Origin of the sequence: Nocardia sp. CWNU-33 (genome assembly GCF_046764895.1) — a bacterium.
Classification (GTDB): Bacteria; Actinomycetota; Actinomycetes; order Mycobacteriales; family Mycobacteriaceae; genus Nocardia.
Window position 1 is genome coordinate 153,734 of the sequence record NZ_JBKOQN010000008.1, and the last position, 22,239, is coordinate 175,972.

24 protein-coding genes are annotated in these 22,239 nt (G+C 66.7%); 12 read left to right on the top strand and 12 right to left on the bottom strand.

The genetic code is table 11. From position 1 onward, the window contains the following. Positions 1-13 precede the first annotated feature (13 nt). The 6 genes from ACLMAL_RS13370 to cofD form a co-directional block, all read right to left on the bottom strand. The gene (locus ACLMAL_RS13370; protein WP_063047281.1) at positions 14-196 is read right to left on the bottom strand and encodes a rubredoxin; all 183 of its coding nucleotides are present in this window, start codon (positions 194-196) and stop codon (positions 14-16) included. Then, positions 193-366 carry a rubredoxin gene (locus ACLMAL_RS13375; RefSeq protein WP_328405374.1) on the bottom strand — a complete coding sequence of 58 codons (174 nt, stop codon included), beginning with the start codon at positions 364-366 and terminating at the stop codon, positions 193-195. Before ACLMAL_RS13375 ends, ACLMAL_RS13370 begins: the two co-directional genes overlap by 4 nt. Beyond that, entirely contained in the window at positions 363-1,628 is a 1,266-nt protein-coding gene (locus tag ACLMAL_RS13380; protein WP_411999358.1) for an alkane 1-monooxygenase, read from the bottom strand. The genes ACLMAL_RS13375 and ACLMAL_RS13380 overlap by 4 nt, the downstream gene beginning before the upstream one ends. A gap of 398 nt (positions 1,629-2,026) precedes the next feature. Further along, positions 2,027-2,545 (bottom strand): NUDIX hydrolase, encoded by a 519-nt coding sequence (locus ACLMAL_RS13385; protein WP_411999359.1) that lies wholly within the window; start codon positions 2,543-2,545, stop codon positions 2,027-2,029. 88 nt (positions 2,546-2,633) lie between these two features. After that, positions 2,634-3,977, bottom strand: a complete 1,344-nt coding sequence (locus ACLMAL_RS13390; RefSeq protein ID WP_411999360.1) for a coenzyme F420-0:L-glutamate ligase — start codon at positions 3,975-3,977, stop codon at positions 2,634-2,636. Next, entirely contained in the window at positions 3,974-4,972 is a 999-nt protein-coding gene (cofD, locus tag ACLMAL_RS13395; protein WP_328405382.1) for a 2-phospho-L-lactate transferase, read from the bottom strand. Before cofD ends, ACLMAL_RS13390 begins: the two co-directional genes overlap by 4 nt. Before the next feature lie 492 nt (positions 4,973-5,464). Between cofD and ACLMAL_RS13400 the strand changes: the two genes are divergently transcribed. From ACLMAL_RS13400 to ACLMAL_RS13435, 8 genes are all read left to right on the top strand, one after another. Next, positions 5,465-5,698 (top strand): WhiB family transcriptional regulator, encoded by a 234-nt coding sequence (locus tag ACLMAL_RS13400; RefSeq protein WP_040709504.1) that lies wholly within the window; start codon positions 5,465-5,467, stop codon positions 5,696-5,698. A 62-nt stretch (positions 5,699-5,760) separates the two neighbouring features. Then, complete coding sequence (locus ACLMAL_RS13405; RefSeq protein ID WP_328405384.1) at positions 5,761-6,240, top strand: metallopeptidase family protein; 480 nt, start codon at positions 5,761-5,763, stop codon at positions 6,238-6,240. Positions 6,241-6,362: 122 nt separating this feature from the next. After that, complete coding sequence (locus ACLMAL_RS13410; RefSeq protein WP_328413358.1) at positions 6,363-6,743, top strand: DUF3499 domain-containing protein; 381 nt, start codon at positions 6,363-6,365, stop codon at positions 6,741-6,743. A 53-nt stretch (positions 6,744-6,796) separates the two neighbouring features. Further along, positions 6,797-8,173 carry a phosphomannomutase/phosphoglucomutase gene (locus ACLMAL_RS13415; protein ID WP_411999361.1) on the top strand — a complete coding sequence of 459 codons (1,377 nt, stop codon included), beginning with the start codon at positions 6,797-6,799 and terminating at the stop codon, positions 8,171-8,173. A gap of 88 nt (positions 8,174-8,261) precedes the next feature. Further along, complete coding sequence (locus tag ACLMAL_RS13420; RefSeq protein WP_411999362.1) at positions 8,262-9,488, top strand: tobH protein; 1,227 nt, start codon at positions 8,262-8,264, stop codon at positions 9,486-9,488. Beyond that, on the top strand, positions 9,488-10,720 hold the full coding sequence (gene manA / locus ACLMAL_RS13425; RefSeq protein ID WP_411999363.1) for a mannose-6-phosphate isomerase, class I: 1,233 nt from the start codon (positions 9,488-9,490) through the stop codon (positions 10,718-10,720). Before ACLMAL_RS13420 ends, manA begins: the two co-directional genes overlap by 1 nt. A gap of 570 nt (positions 10,721-11,290) precedes the next feature. After that, a complete protein-coding gene (locus ACLMAL_RS13430) occupies positions 11,291-12,211 on the top strand; it encodes a cation diffusion facilitator family transporter (RefSeq protein ID WP_411999364.1) in 921 nt (306 codons plus the stop codon). Between the two features lie 151 nt (positions 12,212-12,362). Then, positions 12,363-12,572: a DUF2510 domain-containing protein gene (locus ACLMAL_RS13435; RefSeq protein WP_411999365.1), complete on the top strand. Its 210-nt coding sequence runs from the start codon at positions 12,363-12,365 to the stop codon at positions 12,570-12,572. Positions 12,573-12,752: 180 nt separating this feature from the next. Here the strand turns inward: ACLMAL_RS13435 and ACLMAL_RS13440 are convergent, their stop codons facing one another. Beyond that, positions 12,753-14,219, bottom strand: a complete 1,467-nt coding sequence (locus tag ACLMAL_RS13440) for a phytoene desaturase family protein (protein ID WP_411999366.1) — start codon at positions 14,217-14,219, stop codon at positions 12,753-12,755. Positions 14,220-14,291: 72 nt separating this feature from the next. Then, a complete protein-coding gene (locus ACLMAL_RS13445) occupies positions 14,292-14,870 on the bottom strand; it encodes a TetR/AcrR family transcriptional regulator (RefSeq protein ID WP_411999367.1) in 579 nt (192 codons plus the stop codon). 112 nt (positions 14,871-14,982) lie between these two features. Between ACLMAL_RS13445 and ACLMAL_RS13450 the strand changes: the two genes are divergently transcribed. Continuing rightward, complete coding sequence (locus tag ACLMAL_RS13450) at positions 14,983-15,414, top strand: DUF4267 domain-containing protein (RefSeq protein ID WP_411999368.1); 432 nt, start codon at positions 14,983-14,985, stop codon at positions 15,412-15,414. Between the two features lie 89 nt (positions 15,415-15,503). Further along, the gene (locus tag ACLMAL_RS13455) at positions 15,504-15,719 is read left to right on the top strand and encodes a DUF4287 domain-containing protein (RefSeq protein ID WP_411999369.1); all 216 of its coding nucleotides are present in this window, start codon (positions 15,504-15,506) and stop codon (positions 15,717-15,719) included. A gap of 113 nt (positions 15,720-15,832) precedes the next feature. On the opposite strand, the gene ACLMAL_RS13460 is transcribed toward ACLMAL_RS13455, so the two are convergent. Next, positions 15,833-17,191: a cation:dicarboxylate symporter family transporter gene (locus ACLMAL_RS13460; protein WP_411999370.1), complete on the bottom strand. Its 1,359-nt coding sequence runs from the start codon at positions 17,189-17,191 to the stop codon at positions 15,833-15,835. 274 nt (positions 17,192-17,465) lie between these two features. On the opposite strand from ACLMAL_RS13460, the gene ACLMAL_RS13465 reads away from it, so the two are divergent. Both ACLMAL_RS13465 and ACLMAL_RS13470 read left to right on the top strand, forming a co-directional pair. Beyond that, the gene (locus ACLMAL_RS13465; RefSeq protein ID WP_411999479.1) at positions 17,466-18,983 is read left to right on the top strand and encodes an ATP-binding protein; all 1,518 of its coding nucleotides are present in this window, start codon (positions 17,466-17,468) and stop codon (positions 18,981-18,983) included. After that, positions 18,980-19,678 (top strand): response regulator, encoded by a 699-nt coding sequence (locus tag ACLMAL_RS13470; protein WP_328405404.1) that lies wholly within the window; start codon positions 18,980-18,982, stop codon positions 19,676-19,678. Before ACLMAL_RS13465 ends, ACLMAL_RS13470 begins: the two co-directional genes overlap by 4 nt. Before the next feature lie 8 nt (positions 19,679-19,686). Here ACLMAL_RS13470 and ACLMAL_RS13475 read toward each other — a convergent pair whose 3' ends face one another. The 3 genes from ACLMAL_RS13475 to ACLMAL_RS13485 form a co-directional block, all read right to left on the bottom strand. Beyond that, positions 19,687-20,088, bottom strand: a complete 402-nt coding sequence (locus ACLMAL_RS13475) for a hypothetical protein (RefSeq protein ID WP_411999371.1) — start codon at positions 20,086-20,088, stop codon at positions 19,687-19,689. Positions 20,089-20,182: 94 nt separating this feature from the next. Next, complete coding sequence (locus tag ACLMAL_RS13480; RefSeq protein WP_328405408.1) at positions 20,183-21,262, bottom strand: NDP-sugar synthase; 1,080 nt, start codon at positions 21,260-21,262, stop codon at positions 20,183-20,185. 49 nt (positions 21,263-21,311) lie between these two features. After that, positions 21,312-22,202 carry a glycosyltransferase family 2 protein gene (locus ACLMAL_RS13485; protein WP_406232585.1) on the bottom strand — a complete coding sequence of 297 codons (891 nt, stop codon included), beginning with the start codon at positions 22,200-22,202 and terminating at the stop codon, positions 21,312-21,314. Positions 22,203-22,239 lie beyond the last annotated feature (37 nt).

The following is a 22,239-nucleotide window of genomic DNA, read 5'->3' on the forward strand; positions in this document are numbered from 1 at the left end:
CGCAGTCAAAATCTCACGACCGCTCGATCTCGACCATGTAGAAGTCGGCCTTCGCCGCGCCACAGTCCGGACAGGTCCAGTCGTCGGGGATGTCGTCCCAGCGGGTGCCCGGCTCGATGCCGTCCTCGGGCCAGCCCTTGGCCTCGTCGTATTCGAAACCGCACTGGATGCATTGGAACAGCTTGTATTCGGTCATGAGGCAGCTCCCATCAATTCGAAGTCGATCTTTTCCCGCACCCCACAGTCCGGGCAGCACCAGTCGTCGGGCACCTTGTCCCACGCCGTGCCCGCCGGGAATCCCTCGTGCGGTGCACCTTTCGCCTCGTCGTAGACGTAATCGCAGACGGGGCAGCGAAACGCGCTCATAGCCCAGCCGCCTCCGCACCCGTACCCGCGGCCGTCGAGCCGACGCCATAGCGGGCGATCACCTTGTCCCGCTTCGCCGGATGGATGTTCGCGCGGGTGACGTCGCCGCCGTAGTGTGCGAGCACCCGCTTGTCCATCACCCGACGCCACAGCGGCGGGAAGTAGGCGAGCAGGATCATGCTCGCGTAGCCACTCGGCAGGTTGGGCGCGCCGTCCCAGCTGCGCAGCGTCTGATAGCGCCGCGTCGGATAGGCGTGGTGATCGCTGTGCCGCTGCAGGTGGTACAGAAAGATATTGGTGACGATGTGGTCGCTGTTCCAGCTGTGCACCGGAGCGGGCCGCTCGTACCGTCCGGATGTGGTGCGCTGGCGCACCAGACCGTAGTGCTCCAGGTAATTGACCGCCTCGAGCAGGCTGAAGCCGACCACCGCCTGCAAGATCAGATATGGCAGCACGCCGATGCCGAACACCACTATCAGCACCGCGTACAGCGTCACCGACATCAGCCAGGCGCTGAGTACTTCGTTCTGCAGGCTCGACGGCTTCTTGCCGAGCCGGTCGAGGCGCACCTTCTCCAACCGCCACGAGGAGCTGAAGCTGCCCGACACAGTGCGCGGCCAGAATGCCCAGAACGATTCGCCCAGACGGGAACTCGCCGGATCCTCCGGGGTGGCGACGCGCACATGGTGGCCGCGATTGTGCTCGATGTAGAAGTGCCCGTAGAACGACTGCGCCAGCGCGATCCGCGACAGCCACCGCTCCAGGTCGACCTTCTTGTGGCCGAGCTCGTGCGCGGTGTTGATGCCGATGCCGCCGATCATGCCGACGGTGATCGCAAGGCCGATCTTGTCGATGATGTGCAGACTGCCGTCGATGCCGAGCCAGCTGACGTTATCCGCGGTGATCAGGTAGCAGGCCATGATCAGCGTCGCGTACTGGAACGGCAGGTACAGGTAGGTGAGGTAGCGGTAGTACTTGTCGTTCTCCAGGTACTCCATCACCTCGTCGGGCGGGTTGTCGCCGTCCGGACCCAAGAAGATGTCGGCCAGCGGAATCAACACGTAGACCAGGACCGGACCGAGCCAGAACGGCACCTGGGCCAGCCGATGCCAGCCGATTTCATTGAACGCCCAGACCAAGGGCAAGCCGATGGTGAATAGACCTGTCGGCGCGAACAACCCCCACAACCACATGTACCGCTTGCGGTCACGCCATGCAGGCGCCTCGACCTGACGGCCCGAGGTATCGGCTTCTGTCGACATCGTTGTCTCTCCATTCGAGCGGCACATCACATGTGATGTGCAGTACTACTTAAATTGACATTAGAGATCAACATGTCTCTTGTCTAGACAAATCCACGCTTTTGTAAAGTAATTGGGAACGACACCGCACCAGCCGTCACGATGGAAGCGACGCGCCTACCCAGGCTGCGGGAAAGAAGGCAGGGACAGAGCAGCGCCGTTGCCTGTCTGCACAGGCTGCGGAAGAGAAAGTCGGGTACGGCACACGGCTGCCGGCGTGGAGACTGGCTGTGGTTGCGTTCTCGGACCTTCTCGACCCAGGCATCCGATCTGAAAGGCGAAATAGCGATCGAGGGTAGTGAAATGGTGGCTGCGGAAGTGCTCGGCGGCCACCATTCGACTACCGCCGATGGGTGGGTTCAGCGCAGTAGGACGTCGCTGTCCGGAGGTAGGGCGTTGATCGGCCACCAGCGCAGGTCGGTGGATTCGGCGCTGCGTACCGGGACGGCGTCGGCGGGAGCGACGATCCGGAACAGTAGGTCCAGATGTCGGGTCGGGATGCCGAGTGAGCAGGTGATCGGATGTGCTTGCGCGCCATACAGTTCCGGATCCAGCCATAGATCCGTCAGGCCGGACTCTTCGGTTGCCTCCCGCAGTGCGGCGGCGGGTACCGTGTCGTCGGATTCCTCGCAGTGGCCGCCGAGCTGGATCCAACGACCGACTCGGGGGTGCAGGGTCAGCAGCACCTCGCTTTCGTCGTGCGAAAACACGACCGCCGACGCTGTGATGTGACCGGGGACGTGCTCGCGCAGGCAACCACGCGGTGCCGAGCCGAGAAACGCCAGCATCGCCTCCCGCAGGGAGACATCGGGTCCCGATGCCGGGCGCCACGATTCCAGTAGCTCCGTCGCCGAAGCATGCAACGAACTCGTGCTCATCGATCTGCATCCCGGCTCGGGATCCGCACCCCTAGTGGGCACCCACGACAGGCGCGGATCGCGGTCAGGGGGGCGAGGTCTCCGTGGGTCACAGTTCGACCAGGCCGAGGCCAGGGCCGTACACCGGACGCGGGGTCAATTCCTCCAGCGGATGGCCGATGGCTATGCCGCCCAAGGGGTTCCAGTCCGTCTCGAGGCCGAGGACGTCGCGGGTGATCTCCGGCGCGAAGATGGTCGAACCGATCCAGCAGCTGCCGAGCCCCTCGGTGGCGAGGGCGACCAGCAGCCCTTGAACGGCCGCGCCGACCGCGACGGTGAACATGGTCCGCTCGTTCGCGCGGCGGCGCTCATCCGGATAGTCGTGTGCGCCGTCGGGCACACAGAACGGGATGATCACCTCCGGGGCGTCGAAAAGGATGCGGCCGCGGGCAATTCGGCGCTCCACCCGCTCCGGCAGCAGCCCGTCCGCGGTGAGGTCCTCGCGCCACTTCTCCGCCATCGCCTCCAGCAGCTGCTTACGCAGACCGGGTTTGCGCAGCCACACAAAACGCACCGGGCGGGTGTGATGGGGCGCCGGCGCGGTCAAAGCCACCGCGACAGCGGAGCGAACGCGCTCGGGATCGACGGGTTCGTCGGCGAACTGCCGCACCGACCGGCGCAGCAGCACCGCCTCCGAGCGGCCCTTCTCGATGGCCTCCGCGGTGCCGAGCCAGAACAGGTCGTCGGTGCCGCCGCGCAGCAGGTCGGCGGCGGTGGAACCGTCGTCGGTGACCGGAAGCCCGCGCACCACCGCGACCGGGACACCGCCGAGCTTGCCCTTCACCAGGTCCGCGGCGGCCGCGAGTTCATCGGCGATCGCGACCTGCGTGACGTGCAGCTCATTGCCCTGCCCGTCGACCGCGCCCGCGTAGTTGTGCAGTACCCGAAGTCCTGCGGCGCCGATGGCGGCGTCGGTCTGTCCATTGCGCCAGGCCCGGCCCATGGTGTCGGTGATGAGCACCGCGACCTGCACCCCGAGCCGCTCGGCGAGGGCTGTGCGCAACGCCTTGGCGCTGGCATCGGGATCGGCGGGCAGTAGCACCAATTCGCCCTGTTCGACATTGGATCCGTCGACTCCGGACGCGGCTTGCACGATGCCGAGCTTGTTCTCGGTGATGAGGGTGCGGCCCTTGCGCGCGAGCACTCGCACGGCCTCTTGGTCGACCAGCTCGCGGCGCGCAGCGTCGCGCTCCTGCGGGTCGAGCGGGGCCGCCACGATCCTGCCCTCGGCCTTGGCGACGATCTTGCTCGTCACCACGAGCACATCGCCATCGGCCAGCCACGGCGCGCAGGCGGCGATGTGTTCGGCGACGTCGTCACCGGGGCGGAATTCCGGCAGTCCGGTGATCGGCAGAATCGTCAGCTCGGCGGCCGCGTGGTCGTATTCGTTCACGGCTTCACTCCCGCGAGGTCGAGCGCCTCCCGCACCATTTCTGCGGTGGTCGGCGGATCGGTCATCAACAAGGGCACGCTGCGCACCTCCACGCCGGGCACATCGGCGGTGTCGGTGGTGTGGATCAACCAGCCGTCGAGGATGCCGGTGGCGGAGCGGGCGCCGTAATAGCGGCCGATCGCCTCGGCCGTGGTCTCGACGCCGATCACCGAAAGGCACTCGTCTGCCATGCCGCGCAACGGCTTGCCGTCGATCACCCCGGACACCCCGATGACCTTCGCATCCGTGGTGCGCAACGCGCCGCGAATACCCGGTACCGCGAGGATCGCGCCGATGCTCACCACCGGGTTGGACGGGGCCAGTAAGACGGCGTCCGCAGTGGATATGATCTCGGTCACATTTGGCGCAGGCTTCGCCTCATCTGCCCCAATTGTGGCGAATCCGTGGGTCTCGATGTCCGCGCGGTAGCGAACCCACCACTCTTGAAAATGGATCGCGCGACGTTCGCCAGGGTTGTCAGGGTCGCTCACAACCACGTGTGTTTCGCATCGATCGTCCGTTGCCGGGATGAGTTTCACACCCGGCTGCCACCTATTGCAGAGCGCCTCGGTCACCGCCGAGAGCGGGTACCCGGCGCGCAACATTTCACTTCGAACCAAGTGTGTGGCGATGTCCCGATCGCCGAGACCGAACCAATCGGGCTGCGCGTGATATTTGGCCAGCTCTTCCTTGGCGTGCCAGGTTTCGCCGAGCCTGCCCCAGCCCCGGTCGGTGTCGATTCCTCCGCCGAGGGTGTACATGCAGGTATCGAGGTCGGGGCAGATGCGAAGGCCATGCATCCAGACGTCGTCACCGACGTTGACGATCGCGGAAACGTCTGCCTCCGGCAGCAGTTCCCGAACGCCCTGAAGGAAGCGCGCGCCACCGACTCCGCCCACCAGGACGGCAATCCGAGGCCCGCTGGCAGGTGCAGTGTCCGCTTGTTGTGGAGTCACATCCGCACAGCCTATGCGGTACCGGAGCGGCCGCGGTTCATCTCATATTTGCTGCTCATTTGCTATTTGGCGCATCAAGATCAATCCGGAATGCGGTTGCGGATAGTAACGGAATTGCGACGGCGGCTTGACCATCGACACGTCCGGCGTGTCTAATCACAGTCATGTCATTTCGGGTTCGCGTGAGAGATCAAGGCGCGGACAGCTTTTCGAACAGATGTTCGCATCGAAATGACAAGCTCGGGGATGTCCGCGGGACAACGTCGCGGGGTACGGCCGTCGGTGTGCGTGTTGGTCCGACGGAAAGAATCATTCTGCGCTAACACACAGTGAGGAGGCGGAGCGATGGCCAACGAAATGGTCTCGCCGACCGATTCCACAGCAGGCGCAGCACGTGGCGTCTGCGCAGATATCGGCCGGATCGAGCATGAGGGGGGTAACGAAGTCTCGGCACCACCCCGGCTCAGCCTGGTCGTGACGGGCTTCGACGAGATGTTCGAATCCATCGAGGAGCAGTGGCAGGAGCGCGCCCTGTGCGCGCAAACAGATCCCGAGGCGTTCTTCCCCGAGAAGGGCGGCTCGACCCGCGAAGCGAAGCGGATCTGCCTGGGCTGCGAAGTACGCGACGAGTGCCTGGAATACGCACTCGCGCACGATGAGCGCTTCGGCATCTGGGGCGGCCTCTCCGAACGCGAGCGGCGCCGCCTGAAGCGTGGCATCGGCTAGAAGACGTGAGGCCAGCCTGCCTCGATGCACACGTTCGCGGCGGGCTGGCCTAGATTTTGTTCATGGCGCATTTTCGGAACCGACGACCACCGACCGCTCGGTCGGTGATCCGCCGCGGTCGTGGGCTGCGCGGGCCGATGCTGCCGCCGACGGTACCTGCGTGGCGAACGCGCGGCCAACAGTTCGATCGGCTGGTACTGGAGGCGTTCGCACCACTGGACACCCGCTGGCACGACCGGCTGACCAAGCTGGACATCGCGGTCGACGATGTACCGAAAATCCGTCCGCTGCACCCTGATTCGGTCACCTGGCCGGATGAGGTGGTGGCCGACGGACCGGTGCCATTGTCGCGGCTCATCCCGGCCGGCGTCGATCGGCACGGAGTGGCCACCCGCGCCCGCGTCGTGCTGTTCCGCAAGCCCCTGGAACTGCGCGCGGGCGATCCCGAGGATCTGGTCGATCTGCTCCGCGAAGTCCTCGTCCAGCAGATCGCAACGTATCTCGGCGTCGACCCCGACCTGATCGACCCGGAGGGCGATTAGCGCGAGATCAGTTGTCCCCGAGCGACTCACTAACGGTCGATCCGGACAAGTCTCACCTATTACCTGAGCGTGTCTGCCTCCATCGGGCGGCGTGGCGGGTTACTCTCATCGTCGTGATCCCCATGCGTCGTTGCTGCCGACCAGGCTGCAAGAATCCGGCAGTCGCGACGCTCACCTATGTGTACTCGGACTCGACGGCAGTCGTCGGGCCGCTGGCCACGGTGGCCGAACCGCACTCCTGGGATCTATGCGAAACACACGGTTCGAGGATCACCGCCCCGAAGGGCTGGGAAATGGTTCGCCACGAAGGCGGATTCTCTTCCAGCACACCGGATGACGACGATCTGACAGCGTTGGCCGAGGCGGTACGCGAGGCGGGACTGCGCCGCCGCCCGCCCGAGCACGATCAGCGCGGCTATTCCGACTACGCCCCACCGCCGCCGCGAGCCACCCGCACCGGTCGCCGTGGTCATCTCCGAGTGCTGCCCGACCCGCCGAGCTGACAAGAGGCGGGACCGTGTCAGGGGTGTCCCAGGCAACCACTAGGGTGGTTCCCATGACAGTCGCGCGCTCTGCCGAATTCGTGAACGCGGTGATCAAGGCTTATGACGTTCGCGGAGTGGTCGGTGAACAGATCGACGCGCAATTCGTAAGGGACGTAGGGGCTTCCTTCGCCAGGCTGATGCGCACCGAGAGCGCGACCCGCGTGGTCATCGGCCACGATATGCGGGACTCGTCGCCGAGTTTGGCCGCCGCGTTCGCCGACGGCGTCCTCGATCAGGGCCTCGATGTGGTGCACATCGGCCTCGCCTCCACCGACCAGCTGTACTTCGCCTCCGGCAACCTGGACTGCCCCGGCGCCATGTTCACCGCCAGCCACAACCCGGCCCGCTACAACGGCATCAAAATGTGCCGCGCGAAGGCACTGCCGGTCGGTCAGGACACCGGCCTCGCCACGATCAAGTCCGAGATCGTCGCGGGTGTGCCCGCCTACGATGGCGCACGCGGCACCGCCACCGAGATCGACCTGCTCGCCGACTACGCGGCGTACCTGCGCGGCCTGGTCGATCTCGACGAAATCCGCCCGCTGACCATCGCGGTGGACGCGGGCAACGGCATGGGCGGGCATACCGTGCCCGCGGTGCTCGGCACCCTGCCGCAGCTGAAGATCGTGCCGCTGTACTTCGAATTGGACGGCTCGTTCCCCAACCACGAGGCGAATCCGCTCGATCCGAAAAACCTGGTCGATCTGCAGGATCTGGTGCGCAAGTCCGGCGCCGACATCGGCCTCGCCTTCGACGGTGACGCCGACCGCTGCTTCGTGGTCGACGAGAACGGCGACCCGGTGTCGCCCTCGGCGATCACCGCCCTGGTCGCCGAGCGCGAGTTGACCAAGGAGCCGGGCGCAGTCATCATCCACAACCTCATCACCTCGCATGCGGTGCCGGAGTTGGTCACCGAGCTCGGCGGGACCCCGGTGCGCACCAGGGTCGGCCACTCGTTCATCAAGCAGGAGATGGCCGCCACCGGAGCGGTCTTCGGCGGCGAACACTCCGCGCACTACTACTTCCGCGCCTTCTGGGGTGCGGATTCCGGGATGCTTGCGGCGCTGCACGTGCTTGCCGCGCTCGGCGAGAAGGATCGGCCGATTTCGGAGCTGATGTCGTCGTATGCAACATATGCCGCGTCCGGAGAGATCAACTCGACAGTGGCGGACGCGAAGGAGCGGACGATGGCCGTGGTCGAGGCATTCGGTAACCGGACGGTGTCGGTCGATCGACTGGACGGGGTGACCGTGCAGCTGCCCGACCACGCCTGGTTCAATCTTCGCGCGTCGAATACCGAACCGTTGCTCAGGCTGAACGTCGAAGCCCGATCGCCGGAGGAAGTAGACGCACTCGTGACCGAGATTCTGAGCATCGTTCGCTCCTGACTGGAATAGTGGAATCACAGGCCTTGGATTCGCCCGATCTGGGTTCGGTGTGGATGGCACAGCGCGATGAGGGGAGGTGGGACGCCCGATGATCGCTGGAACACCGGTGCTCGACCTCGACGATGCTGCTTCGCTCGAGGCAGCCGATGCCGGCGGCGCCCTACGCTCGGCCGCTTCCGGTGGCGCTCAGGTGCGCGCCACCGCCGCAGCTGTCGCTGAGGACACGCTGATACGCCTTGCCGACCTACGCCCACGCAGCGTCGTGCTCGTCTCCGGCGCAGGCCGTGCCGCACGCGCCGCCACGCTGCTGGTCGCCGCGCTCGGCGATCGCGCGAGCCTGCCCATCGTGCCCGTTGCTTCGCTACCGCCGTGGGTCGGTCCGCTCGACGTGGTCCTGGTCGCCGGTGACGACGCGGGCGATCCACGACTGATCGATGCCGTCGATCGCGCAGTGCGCCGCGGCGCCGAGGTGGTGGTCGCGGCTCCGCACGAGGGACCGCTGCGCGCCGCTGCGGCCGGCCGGGCGGCCCTGTTGGAGCCGAGAGTCCAGGTGCTCGATCACAATCGCCTGCTGCGCTTCCTGGCCGCGGGAATGGCCGTCCTACGCATCGTGGACCCGACGCGCGCGGGTGCGGCAGTACCCGATCTGACCGAGCTCGCCGATGTGCTCGACGCGGAGGCGCTGCGCGACGGCCCGCACAACGAGGTCTTCCGCAATCCCGCCAAAACCCTCGCCGCACGCATGCACCAGCGCGGTGTCGTGCTGGCGGGCGACTCCCCCGCCACCGCCGAACTGGCCGAGCACGGGGCCGAGGTGCTGCTGCAGTCGGCGGGCCGGGTGGCCGCAGCGGTGGACCTGGCCGAGGCCGTCGCCGCCAATCCTCGAATGGTGGAGGCCGCAGGGCAATCCGCGCCGAATTTCGATCCGATGTTCCACGATGAGGAGCTCGACGGACCGGTGCCGGTGGAGCGCATGCGCGTGTTCGTGCTCAGTTCCGATGCCGACCAATCCGCCGCGCGGCGCCGGCTGGCTGTCTTCGGGGCCGCCGGGTCCGGTTTGGTGGACGCCGATCTGGTGCGCGCCGATGTCGACCTGCTGCACACCACGCTCACCGACCCGTCCGTCCCGACCCCCGCCAGACAGGACGAACCCGGCTTCGGTGGCAGCGGCCTCGGCACCACCGGGCACGGCACCGAGCTCGAACAGCTCGCGGTGCTCGCGCTCAGACTGGAAATGGCCGCCGCCTATCTACGGCTGATCGGTTCGCGCGGGAGCGCGACCGAGACCCAGGGGCAGTACGGGGGACGCTACTAGTGCACGAACTCGTTGGTGCGCTGCGTTCCTACGCTTGGGGTTCACGCACCGCACTCGCTCAGTTGTGCGGCCGACCGGTACCGTCCGCGCATCCAGAAGCCGAACTGTGGTTCGGTGCGCATCCCGCCGATCCGGCGCACGTGCGCATCGACGGCAACACGCGGTCGCTGCTGGAGCTGGTCGCGGCCGACCCGGATCGGGAATTGGGACCTGCCGCACCGGAATTCGGTGGCAGACTGCCGTTCCTGCTGAAGATCCTGGCCGCAGAGGAACCGTTGTCACTGCAGGCGCATCCGAGTTCGGCGCAGGCCAAGGCCGGGTTCGAACGGGAAAACCTGGCGCGGGTGCCGTTCGACTCGCCGATGCGCAACTACCGCGACGAGAACCACAAGCCGGAGCTGGTGGTCGCGCTGGATCGGTTCGAGGCGCTCGCCGGGTTCCGTGATCCGCTACGCACCGTCGAGCTGTTCCGCGCGCTGGACGTGCCCGGGTTGCATCCCTATGCGAACCTGCTTGCCGCCCAACCGGATTCGGCCGGTCTACGGACGCTGTTCACCACCTGGATCACGCTGCCGCACGCCGCGTTGAGCACGCTGCTGCCCCAGGTCCTCGACGGCTGCGTGCAGTACCTGTCGGGCAGCGCGGCCGCATCCAAGGGCAGGCGCGAGTTCGCCCCCGAGGCACGCACCGCGCTCGAGCTCGCCGAAGCCTATCCCGGCGATGCCGGAGTGCTTGCCGCACTGCTGCTCAACCGGCTCACCCTGGAACCAGGACAGGGCCTGTTCCTCGCGGCCGGCAATCTGCACGCGTATCTGCGCGGACTCGGCGTCGAAATCATGGCCAACTCCGACAATGTGCTGCGCGGCGGTCTGACGCCGAAGCATGTCGACGTGCCAGAGCTGTTGCGGGTACTGGACTTCGAACCGATCGACCTGCCGGTGGTGCTGCCGGAACCGGTGGGCGACGGCTCGGTCCACTACCGGACCCCAGCACCGGAATTCGCGCTCCGCCGCTTCGACCTGACCGCGGGCTCGGCGCAGGTCCCACTCACCGCAGCGGGGCCCGGGATCGTGCTCTGCACGTCGGGCACGGTCCGCCTGCTGCACGGCGACGAACTACTGGTGTTGGAGCGCGGCGCGGCGGCCTGGATCTCCGCTACCGACACCGATATTCGCGCCCAAGCGGTGGAAGGCAACGCCCAACTGTTCTGCGCAAGCGTGGGAGGTGTTTGATTTGGGGTGTTTGATTGCAGCGCCTGCGGCGCTGCGTGTTCGCGGCCCCCTTGGTCTCGCTTCCGAGCCGTCGAGACTCGCGCCTGCGGCGCATGCGCTTCGACGGCTCGGAAGCGAGACGGGCCGCGAACTCTAGGGCTCGGTCTCGCTGCGCTCGGAAGGTGTCATCGTGCCGAGTGGGGGTGTCGGTAGCTGAGCTTGCGACTTCGTGGATGCGTATGGGGTGCTGTGGAACAGGGGCGCGAACTCGACTGCTCGAAAGGGCCATCGAGCCGCGGGGCCGGGTCGGCGGTGATGGTCGCGACTTCGGTGGAGCGGTTGGGCGCTTCCGGCGCGAGACGGCCGCGAACTCTAGTGCTCGATCTCACTGCACATGGAAGGTGTCATCGTGCAGAGGGGCTGCATCGGTGGTGATGTTGCGACTTCGGTTGCCCGGGGATGTTCGTTGGGGGCGGCACGACCTTAGGATTTTGTGCGCGGCGGGTGCTTTGCGAGTTGGCCGGTCGAGCGCGGTCGGCTGACAGGCTAAGTTAACCGAGATCGGACAAAGCGGAGAGAGGACCAAACCGAATGTCGGCTGGTGGTGGCAAGAAGGCGATCATCGCCGCGTTGACGGCGAACGCGGGTATCGCGGTGGCGAAGTTCATCGGCGCGGCGATCACGGGTTCGGCATCGATGCTTGCTGAAGGCGTGCACTCGGTGGCCGACACCGCCAACCAGGGATTGTTGCTGGTCGGGCAGCGCCGCGCTGAGCAGGAGGCCGACGAACTGCACCCGTTCGGGTACGGGCGCAACCGCTACTTCTACTCCTTCATCGTGGCCCTCGTGTTGTTCACGTTGGGCTCGGTTTATGCCATCTACGAGGGCATCCACAAGATCCAGCATCCGGAGGAGCTGAGCTCGCCGATCGTCGCGGTCGCCATCCTCGGTATCGCGATCGCCTTGGAGGGCTTCAGCTTCCGCACGGCCATCCACGAGTCCAGGCCCCTCAAAGGTGATTCGAACTGGTGGCGGTTCATCCGCAACTCGCGCAGCCCGGAACTGCCCGTGGTGCTGCTGGAGGACAGCGGCGCGCTGGTCGGCCTGGTGTTCGCCTTCGCCGCGGTGGTGCTGACCATGGTCACCGATGAGCCGATCTGGGACGGCATCGGCACGCTGGCCATCGGCATCCTGCTCGGGGTCATCGCGATCGTGCTGATCATCGAAATGCAGAGCCTGCTCATCGGCGAGGGCGCCACACCCGACGAGGACCGCGATATCCGCGCGAACCTGGTCGACGACACTCGCATCGATCGGGTGATCCACGTGAAGACGCAGTACCTCGGACCGGAGGAGATGCTCGTCGCCGCCAAGGTGGCGATCACACCGGGACTAGACATCGAAGAGATCGCCGCCGCCATCGACGCCGCTGAAGCCAGGGTCCGCGCCGCCGTGCCTACGGCTCGAATCATCTACCTCGAGCCGGATCTGTACCGCACGCCGACCAGCTGACCCGCACCGGTCGAATCACGACTTATGCTGTACCCCAACGCTATCGGAGTGTCCAGCGGCACTGTGCTCCGCCGCGAGCGGAGCGTCTGTTCCGAACCGATTTCAACAGATCGACTCGGATGCCGAGCGAAGGCCAGTGAATACTGACCGAATGGGAGCATTCAGCGTCTGGCACTTACTCATCCTGCTTGTCGTTCTCGCGATAGTCGTCGTGATCGTCAAATCCAGCTCGAGCGGCCGACCGGGATATCAACCACCCAACGCGATCGCTCCCGGCTGGTACCCCGACCTCACTGACCCCGCAATTCTCCGCTGGTTCGACTGCCACCAGTGGACCAACCACACCCAGCCCCGCCGATGACCCCGTAGCCTCGGGCGCTGCGCTCCACAGGCCGGCAGAGCGAAGCGCCCTCCGACGTTCAACCAACGGCCGCGCGGGGTTGCGGTCAGGCGCAACACTATTGCCGAGCAGTGGGGCAGCGTGCAACCGATCGGCCGTGGCCGACAACGCGCAGAGCAGGCTCGCAGATCTGCACAGCCGCTAGGCCGACACCTGCGGCGTCCGCAGCAGGTCGAGCGGGTCGGTGTCGATGCCGAACTCCTGCCACAGCACGTGCCGGGCGGCGTGTAGACCGTTCATCCCGTGCACGCCGGGGCCGGGTGGGGTCGATGCCGAGCAGAGGTAGACGCCGGCTAGCGGCGTTGCGTAGGGATTCCATTTCGGGGTGGGCCGGAAGGCGGTCTGACGCAACGTCATTGCGCCCGCAGAGATGTCACCGCCGACGTAATTGGCGTTGTGGGAGGGCATTTCGGCGCCGGTGCGGACATGCGAAGCCAGGATCAAGTCGCGGAATCCGGGGGCGAAGCGTTCGACCTGCTTGATCACCGACTCCGTCATGTCGCGGGTCGAGCCGTTCGGCACATGCGCGTAGGTGTAGAAGGTGTGACCGCCCGCCGGAGCCCGGCTCGCATCGACGACACCGGGCTGGATGGCGAGCACGTAGGGCCGCGCCGCGTGTTGTCCTGCGGCAACGGTCTTTTCGGCGGCCATTGCCTGCACGCGCGTGCCGACCAGGTGCAGAGTCCCAGCGAGATCGCAGCCCTCGGCCTGCCATGGCACCGGTCCCGACAGCGCGAAGTCGACCTTGCACGCGGCGCCGCCGTAGCGGACGCGGCGCAGGCGCGCGGCGTAGCGATCCGGCAGCTGAGGGCCGGCGATGCGCAGCAGTTCGGCTGGGGCCGTGTCCAATACGATCGCGTGAGCGCCGCCGAATTCCGCCAGTGAGTCCACGCGATGGCCGGTGACGACTCGGCCACCGAGCCGCTCGAGTTCGGCGATCATCGCATCCGCAATCGCCTGACTGCCGCCGCGCGGCAGCACCCAACCGCCCGCATGTGCGAGGGTGCCGAGCAATAGACCCGCCCCGACGGCAGGAAACGCGCGCGGTGGGGTGATCGCGTGCGCGGCAACACCGGTCAACAGCGCGGGCGCGGCGGCCTCGCGAAAACGCATGTTCCACAACGGCGTTCCCTGCTCCATCATGCGCAGGCCGAAGCGCACCGCGGTCGCGAGGTCTCCCGGAAGATGGCGCAGATCCGACATCGCCAGTTCGACCACCTCGCGCCAATGGTCCACGAGCGGTCCGAACAGTGAGCGCCATGCCGCGCCGTCCCGGCCGAGGCCGTACACGGTCCGGTCGAGGTCGCGCCAGGCCAGCCCGGCGATGCCACCGTCGAGCGGATGCGCGTAGGACACCTGCGGTACCAGGAGTTCGACCCCGTGCGCACGCAAGTCGAACGCACGGAAGAACGGTGCGGCCAGCGCCATCGGATGCGCACCGGCGCACACGTCGTGCCGATAGCCGGGCAGGGTCAGCTCGGCGGTCCGGCAACCGCCGCCCGCGGTGTCCTGCGCCTCGTGCACTTCCACGTCGAGCCCGGCCCGCGCCAGTATCACCGCCGCGGCGAGCCCGTTCGGTCCGGATCCGACGACTACAACATCAGACATATCCCCCACTCTGCCTTGCCCGCCACTCGGATGCTCTGATCTGCCGGGCACGACACACTGCCGCCTTCGGACTCACTCCAGGCCGGCTGTCCACTGGCTCATCAGGACCTCGATGCGCTGCTCACGCAGATCCGGGCGCAGCCGTCCGCCGCGATCCAGGGTCGCCACCCCGTGCAGTGCGGCCCACGCCACCTCCGTTCCCGCCTGTAGATCGTTCGCACCCGCGAAAGGTTCGTAGGCGGCCTCGATCTCGCCGAACGAATCCTTCAGCGCCTTCGGCGCTTCCGGACCGAACTTCAGCTCGGTGGTCAGCACGAACATCGCGTCGTAGCGAGCCGGATTGGCGGTCGCGAAGTCCAGGTAGGCCCGCGCGACCGCCGCCAATGCCGCGGCCGGGTTCGACGCACCCGTGCGCGCCTCGTGCAACGTCGCGCCGAGGTCCGCAAACCCCTGTTCCGCGACTGCCGACACGATGGCCACCTTGCCCGTGAAATGGCTGTAGAGCACCGGCTGGCTGTATTCGATCCGCTCGGCGAGGCGGCGCACCGTCACCGCCTCCCAGCCCTGCGCCTCGGCGAGTTCGCGTGCGGTGTCGATGATCCGCTGGTGCCGCTCGGCACGCTCGCGTTCCTTGCGATTCTGGATGGTCATGAAGAAATACTAGCAGCGCTAGACAAACTATCGAAGCTCAGTTAGTGTTGCTCTCACACCTAGCAACGCTAGATAACAGAGCATCGAGAACGCGCACCAAGGAGCAATCGCCATGAACATCTCCCGCATCGCCACCGCCCTTTCCGTCATCGGCGCGGCGTTCATCCTCTACATCGGCCTCAGCTACCTGATCACGCCGGAAACCATCGCCACCGGATTCGGCCTGCCGGAATGGCCGAAGGGCGACGCGGTCGCGTTCATGAATCTGAAGGGCGTCCGCGACACCGCCTTCGGGGTGTTGATCCTGGCCCTGCTGGCGCTGCGGCAGCGGTTCGCACTCGGCATCGCGATGCTGGTCCTGGCCCTGATCCCGACCGGCGACATGCTGACCGTGCTCAGCTGGAACGGCTCGACCGCCGCGGCCTTCGGCATCCACGGCCTCACCGCCGTCCTGGTCGCCCTCGCCGGCGGACTGCTGATCCGCGAGCACAACACGTCGAACAAGAAGGTCGCCGAGCCGGTATCCGCCGCCGCAGTAGCGTGATTCAGACCACATGCCCCGCTCGCCGATGAATTCGCGAGCGGGGGTACGTCTATTCCACTGAACGTCCGAACAAGCAGGAGATGACCACCATGTCGACCAAGCCGCACGGCCCCGCGTCCTACTTCCCGTCGATCGAGGCCAAGTACGGCCACACCATCGACGAGTGGAAGTCCCTGATGCGCGAGTCGGGCCTGGCCTCGCACAAGGAACTCGTCACCTGGCTGCAGAACGAGCACGGCTTCGGCCACGGCCACGCGTCCGCGATCACCCAGCACTACCTCAACCCGGAGAAGTGGGCGTCCTGACCCACACACCACGACAGTGCCCGCAGATCCTGCGGGCACTGTCGTTTTCAGGTTGCGGCTAGGCGGCCCTCGCCTGCGCTCGCCCGAGCGCAGGACCGTCCGGCTGCGTGCAGCTAGGCCGGGACCAGGTCCTTGGTATCGGGCTCGGACTGCGGCCGCGAATCGCGGTCATCGTCGACCATGGTCCGCTCGTCGAAGGGCAACTTGCGGTCGAGCACGGTGCGAACTCGATCGACATCGACCGTCTTGGTCCAGGTGCCGACCAGCAGGGTCGCGACCGCGTTGCCGGAGAAATTGGTGAGAGCGCGGGCCTCGGACATGAAGCGGTCGATACCGACGATCAGGCCGACACCGTCGAGCAGCTCGGGGCGGTGGCTCTGCAATCCGCCGGCCAGCGTGGCAAGTCCGGCGCCGGTCACGCCTGCCGCCCCCTTCGACGCGACGATCATGAACAGCAGCAGGCCGACCTGTTCACCGATGGCCAGTGGCTTGCCCATCGCGTCGGCGATGAACAGCGAGGCCATGGTCAGATAGATGGCTGTACCGTCCAGGTTGAACGAATATCCGGTCGGCACAACAACACCCACCGTGGTGCGCTCGACACCGAGGTGTTCCATTTTCGCGATCAGCCGCGGCAGCGCGGACTCGGAAGACGAGGTGCCGACGATCAGCAGATACTCCCGCGCCAGGTAGCGGACCAGCTTGAAGATCGAGACACCGGACACCGTCCGCAGCAGCACACCGAGCACGCCGAAGATGAACACCAGACAGGTCAGGTAGAACGCGATCATCAGCAGCGCGAGTTGCTTGACCGCATCGAGCCCGGTCTTGCCGACGACGTTCGCGATCGCACCGAACGCGCCGATCGGGGCCAGCCACAAGATCATCGACAGGATTCGGAACACCAGCTTCTGCAGCGTCGCCACACCGCGCAGCACCGGCTCGCCCGCGCTGCCCATGGCCTGCACCGCGAATCCGACCAGCAGCGCGACGAACAGCGCCTGCAACACGCTGCCCGCGGTCAGCGAGGAGATCAGCGTCGTCGGAATGATGCCCTGGATGAAGTCCCAGGTACCGCCCGCGGCGTGCGCCTGATCCGCCAGCTTCGCGCCCTGCTTGGCGGTCTTGGCGATGTTCATGCCGGTGCCGGGTTCCAGCAGATTGCCGACCACGAGCCCGATGCCGAGCGCCACCGTCGACATCACCATGAAGTACCCGATGGCGAGGCCGCCTACCTTGCCGACGGTGGCCGCCGCCCGCACCGAACCGATGCCGAGGACAATGGTGCAGAAGATGACCGGTGCGATCATCATCTTGATCAGGTTCACGAACATGGTGCCAAGCGGCGCCATCGACTGACCGACACCGGGCGCCAACCAGCCGACCAGAATTCCCGCTCCGACGGCGACGATGACGGCTAGATACAGCCAATGGGTACGGTCGCGCCGCTGCTGTTGCGTTGTGTCGCTCATAGCGAGTGCTGTCCTCTTCAGTGGTACCGGCGTGAGGTGGGTCACCACCCCTTGTGCACAATGTTGGCGGCCGGAGTGATGCCGGTCACGCTTTGGTGCATTTCGTTCAAGAAAGACAGTGTTCAGCGGAGGACAGTTCGTGAGAGGTGGTCGCCTAGCCGGCGCGGCCAGACGCAGTCTGTCCGCACTCCTGCGTCCGGCCGAGCGCATACGAGGCAGTCGCCGCTCGTTGGCCGGGCAGGCGTTCGTTCTGCAACTGGTCGTGCTCGCGCTGATGATCGGCATCGGAGCGGTCCTCGCGGTCATCGATGCGCGCCATGACAGCGATGTGACGACCACGCGCGAGGTCACCGACGTCGCGGTGGCGGTCGCGCAGGCGCCGTCCACCCTCGCCGCGGTGCACTCCCCCGATCCCACGGCACTGCTGCAACCGGTGACCGAGCGGATCCGCAAGGACACGGGCATGGACTTCATCGTCGTGATGGCGCCGGACCGCACCCGGTTCACCCACACCACGCCCGAACGCATCGGACAACCCTTCAGCGGCAATATCGATCGCGCGCTGGCCGGGCAGACCTTCACCGAGACCTATGCGGGCACCCTCGGGCCATCTATCCGCGCGGTGACACCGATCTACGACGACGGCCGAGTGGTCGCGCTGGTGTCGGCGGGAGTGACCCGGGCCCGCATCGGCGACCAGGTCGCCACCCAACTGCCGGTAATCCTCGGCGTCGCGTTCGCGGGACTGGTGGTGGCGGCAGCGGGTTCCTTCCTGCTCAGCCGGCGGATTCGCCGCCAGACCCATGGCCTCGCGCCGGACGAACTGCGCGCCATGTACGAGCAGCACGACGCGGTGCTGCACTCGATCCACGAAGGTCTCGTGGTGTTCGGTCCGTTCGCCGAGCACGCGGAGGTCGTCAACGACCAGGCGCGCAAGCTGCTCGACCTGCCGTCCGGCCCGGTGCAGCGCACCGATCTGCCGCTATCGATACAGCGTATGAGCTGGGGCGTGGTCCGCGACGAGATGCATGTGACTACCGATCGGATTCTGCTGGTCAACCAGGACGTGGTGGCCTGGGAAGGCCGCCCGATCGGCACCGTGATGACCATCCGTGATCACACCGAATTGCGCACTGTGATGGGCGAACTCGATTCCGTGCGCGGATTCGCCGAATCGCTGCGGGCCCAGGCCCACGAATCGGCCAATCGGTTGCACACCGTCGTCACCATGGTGGAGTTGGGCCGCTACCGGGAGGCCGTGGAGTTCGCGACCGCCGAACTCGAACTGTCCCAAGCACTGATCGATCGGCTGCTCACCTCGGTCGGCGACCCGGCACTCGCGGCCCTGCTGCTCGGCAAGGTGAACCAGGCCGCCGAACGCAGCGTCGAACTGACCATCACCGAGGACACCGCCCTCGACTCGACCGCACCACTGTCCGCGCACGAAACAGTGACGCTGGTCGGCAATTTGATCGACAACGCCATCGACGCGGCCGCGGACGGGGCCGAGGGCTGGGTGGAGGTGACTGTGCGCCAGCAGGATTTGGCAGACGACACGGCCACCGACCAGGATTCAGCGCTGTACCTGCATGTCGCGGACAGCGGACCCGGCATGTCCGCACAGACATTCGCCCGTGCCGCCGAACGCGGCTATTCCACCAAGGCCGACCATCAAGGGCTCGGCTTGGCGCTGGTGCACCGGTTGGTCGCCAGGCACGGCGGCGCGATCTACACCGAGCGAGATCCGGAAAGCGCGGTCTCCGTGACGATTCCACGAAAGGTCGCACCATGATCCGGGTCCTGATCGTCGAGGACGAACCACTGATCGCCGAGGCACATCGCGCCTACGTCGAACGCATCCCCGGCTTCACTCCGGTCGGCATCGCGCACACCGGTCGCGACGCGATGCGCGCCGCCGCCGACAACGCGGCCGAAGGCACCCCGATCGACCTGGTGCTCATGGACATCGGCCTGCCCGACGCCAGCGGCCTCGACGTCGCTGCGGCACTCACCGGCCTCGCGCCCCGCCCCGACGTCATCGCGATAACCTCGGCGCGAGACCTGGCCATGGTCCGCACTGCTGTGTCCCACGGCGTCGTGCTCTACCTGCTGAAACCGTTCACCTTCGCGGCATTTCGCGACAAACTCGAACGCTACCGCGAGTTCCGCACCGCACTGCCAGCGGGCGAAACCGCCGTCTCCCAACAGGATGTCGACCGCGCCCTCAGCGCCTTGCGCACCTCCGACCAGCGCGCCACCGCGCCCAAAGGCGTTGCCCCGCAAACCCTCGACGAAATCTCCCGGGTGGTCCGCGACGCTCCGGACGGCGTCACCGCCGCCGACACCGCGACCACCATCGGTGTCTCCCGCATCACCGCATGGCGCTACCTGGAGAAACTGGCCGAAGACGGTCTGGTCGATCGCCGCTCCGACTACGGCCGGGCAGGCCGACCGAAAACCCGCTACCTGTGGAAGATTCGGAGCTAGCCGTCGCCTCAGCTCAGTCCGGGGTAAACGAAATGGCTCGGTCCGCCGCCGGGCTGGCTGGAGCCGGTGACCGAGGGGACGTTGAACGGCAGCCGAATCAGCTTGTGCGGGTTGCCTGCCCGATCTGCCTGCCAGCAGCCGAGGGTCACGCCGTGGAACGCGCTGCATACGATTCGGGTGCTGGTCCCGAACGGTGAGGTGAGCCGATCACGGGAAACGAGCGGGTTCCAGTAGTCGAGGTCGCCCGGTGTGAGGAAATGCTTGGTCTCGAACGGTGCCGTCGGGCTCGGTGTGGTGGGCACCGGCGGCCATTCGTCGGCGGCGGCGACACCCGAGGCTCCGAGGAGAACCGCGGCGGTGACCGCCGTGATACCGGTGAGCTGCGACATGCGGCGAGCGAGAGTAGTCATACTTCGTCCTTTCCGACCATGCGATACGCGAGGCGCGACGGCCGGACCGAAACTGCCGCCGCCGAACAACATGTCGAGGACGGCAGGCGAGTCATTACACGTCGGTGGAGAAGCGGATGCCGCCGTCGGGGATGTCGACGCCAGGCCAGACACGGGCACCGCGTAGTAGTTCGCAGCGGGCGCCGACATTCGCTCCGTCGCCGATGACGGCGTCACGGACCAGGGCGCGGGGGCCGATCCGAGCACCGAAACCGATGATCGAGCGCTCGACGGTGGCGCCTGCTTCGATGCGTGCTCCGTCGAAGAGCACCGCGCCGTCGAGGCGGGCGCCCGCGCCGACCTCGGCGCCACGACCGACCACGGTGCCACCGATCAGCACGGCGCCCGGTGCGACGCCCGCACCCTCGTGGACCAGGAATTCGCCGCGCTGGCCCGGCAGCGCCGGTGAGGGCGCGATACCACGCACCAGGTCGGCGGAGCCGCGGACGAAGTCTTCGGGTGTGCCCATGTCACGCCAGTAGGAGGAGTCGACGTGACCCTGTACCCGGGCGCCCTCGGCAAGCAGCGCGGGGAAGACCTCGCGCTCCACCGAGACCGGGCGACCGGCCGGGATCTTCTCGATGTATTCGCGACGGAAGACGTAACAGCCCGCATTGATCTGGTCGGTCGGCGGATCCTGGGTCTTCTCCAAGAAGGCGGTGACCCGGCCGTTCTCGTCGGTCGGCACGCAGCCGAAGGCGCGCGGATCGCCGACCCGGACCAGATGCAGCGTCACATCGGCCTTGGTCGACTCATGTGTGTCGAGGATCCCACCCAGGTCGGTGCCACCGAGCACGTCACCGTTGAACACCATGATGTTGTCCGCGCGCAGCTTGGACAGCACATTGCGGATGCCGCCTCCGGTGCCGAGCGGCTCGGTCTCGGTGACGTACTCCAGCTCCAGGCCGAGCTCGGACCCGTCGCCGAAATGCTCCTCGAACACCTCCGCCTTGAAGGAGGTGCCGAGCACGACGTGGTTGATCCCGGCATCGGCGATGCGGGCGAGCAGATGCGTCAGGAACGGCAGCCCGGCCGTCGGCAGCATCGGCTTCGGTGCCGACAGGGTCAGCGGACGCAGCCGCGTACCCTGCCCACCGACCAGAATGACGGCGTCGGTGCCTGCATTTCCTGCCATCGAGCTCCCCTGTTCACAGTGGATTGTTCGGCTGTACCGGTTGACGCGGCTAGCTCTGCGCCTGTTGACGCAGCGCAGATCGAACCGCAATCCGCGAGCGGATCGCAAGTCCAGCGCGCAGTGCGAGCCGCAGCGGCGCCTGCCACCAGTGCGGATGCCGGTCGGCCTGGAAACGGTACGCGCTCGCGTGGTGTGCGGGCAGCATCAGCTCCGGGTGACGGCCTGCGGCGTGCCCCTTGGCATGGGTCACCTCGGCGGAGGGCACGAAGACGTTGTGCCAGCCTGCCTTGCCCATCCGGTCACCGAAGTCGACGTCCTCCATGTACATGAAGTAGCGGGAGTCGAAGCCATCGATGGAATCGAAGGCCGCGCGCCGCACCAGCAGGCACGATCCCGACAGCCAGCCGACGGCCCGCTCGGAGATCTCCTCGTTTTCCTGCCGGTAGCGCCGCGTCCAGGGATTCGACTTCCACACCGTGCCGAGAATCGCGTGCCCTGCCCCATCGAGCAGACCGGGAACCGAGCGCGCCGAGGGGTAGGTGCTGCCGTCCGGTTCGAGCACCTTCGGGCCGAGCGCGCCCGCGCGCGGCCAGCGCTGGGCGGCGGCGAGCAGTTCATCGATGGAATCGGTGCCCCAGCGGATGTCGGGGTTGGCAATGATCACGAACTCGACGTCGGGATCGATCTCCGCGACGGCGCGGTTGATCGCACCGCCGTAACCGATGTTGCCGCCGGTGCGTAGCAGTCGGACGTGCGAATTCGCCTCGGCCGCGAGTTCTGGCGTGCCGTCGACGGAACCGTTGTCGGCGAGAATCACCTGTGGCTTCTCGCTGGTCGCATCGGCCAGCGTGGTGATGAAGTGCTCGAGGTGCTCGCCCGGTGAATAAGTCACCGTGACGACGACAAGCCCGCCCGGGGCGGCAGAATCGGAAGTGCTCACGCTTGCGCCTCGCTGACGCTCGGCTCCGGCCCGACCG

Coding starts and splice junctions, on each gene's coding strand:
- ACLMAL_RS13370 (WP_063047281.1), bottom strand. CDS start 196: ATGACCGAATACAAGCTGTTCCAATGCATCCAGTGCGGTTTCGAATAC.
- ACLMAL_RS13375 (WP_328405374.1), bottom strand. CDS start 366: ATGAGCGCGTTTCGCTGCCCCGTCTGCGATTACGTCTACGACGAGGCG.
- ACLMAL_RS13380 (WP_411999358.1), bottom strand. CDS start 1,628: ATGTCGACAGAAGCCGATACCTCGGGCCGTCAGGTCGAGGCGCCTGCA.
- ACLMAL_RS13385 (WP_411999359.1), bottom strand. CDS start 2,545: ATGAGCACGAGTTCGTTGCATGCTTCGGCGACGGAGCTACTGGAATCG.
- ACLMAL_RS13400 (WP_040709504.1), top strand. CDS start 5,465: ATGTTCGAATCCATCGAGGAGCAGTGGCAGGAGCGCGCCCTGTGCGCG.
- ACLMAL_RS13405 (WP_328405384.1), top strand. CDS start 5,761: ATGGCGCATTTTCGGAACCGACGACCACCGACCGCTCGGTCGGTGATC.
- ACLMAL_RS13410 (WP_328413358.1), top strand. CDS start 6,363: ATGCGTCGTTGCTGCCGACCAGGCTGCAAGAATCCGGCAGTCGCGACG.
- ACLMAL_RS13415 (WP_411999361.1), top strand. CDS start 6,797: ATGACAGTCGCGCGCTCTGCCGAATTCGTGAACGCGGTGATCAAGGCT.
- ACLMAL_RS13420 (WP_411999362.1), top strand. CDS start 8,262: ATGATCGCTGGAACACCGGTGCTCGACCTCGACGATGCTGCTTCGCTC.
- ACLMAL_RS13430 (WP_411999364.1), top strand. CDS start 11,291: ATGTCGGCTGGTGGTGGCAAGAAGGCGATCATCGCCGCGTTGACGGCG.
- ACLMAL_RS13435 (WP_411999365.1), top strand. CDS start 12,363: ATGGGAGCATTCAGCGTCTGGCACTTACTCATCCTGCTTGTCGTTCTC.
- ACLMAL_RS13440 (WP_411999366.1), bottom strand. CDS start 14,219: ATGTCTGATGTTGTAGTCGTCGGATCCGGACCGAACGGGCTCGCCGCG.
- ACLMAL_RS13445 (WP_411999367.1), bottom strand. CDS start 14,870: ATGACCATCCAGAATCGCAAGGAACGCGAGCGTGCCGAGCGGCACCAG.
- ACLMAL_RS13450 (WP_411999368.1), top strand. CDS start 14,983: ATGAACATCTCCCGCATCGCCACCGCCCTTTCCGTCATCGGCGCGGCG.
- ACLMAL_RS13455 (WP_411999369.1), top strand. CDS start 15,504: ATGTCGACCAAGCCGCACGGCCCCGCGTCCTACTTCCCGTCGATCGAG.
- ACLMAL_RS13460 (WP_411999370.1), bottom strand. CDS start 17,191: ATGAGCGACACAACGCAACAGCAGCGGCGCGACCGTACCCATTGGCTG.
- ACLMAL_RS13465 (WP_411999479.1), top strand. CDS start 17,466: ATGATCGGCATCGGAGCGGTCCTCGCGGTCATCGATGCGCGCCATGAC.
- ACLMAL_RS13470 (WP_328405404.1), top strand. CDS start 18,980: ATGATCCGGGTCCTGATCGTCGAGGACGAACCACTGATCGCCGAGGCA.
- ACLMAL_RS13475 (WP_411999371.1), bottom strand. CDS start 20,088: ATGACTACTCTCGCTCGCCGCATGTCGCAGCTCACCGGTATCACGGCG.
- ACLMAL_RS13480 (WP_328405408.1), bottom strand. CDS start 21,262: ATGGCAGGAAATGCAGGCACCGACGCCGTCATTCTGGTCGGTGGGCAG.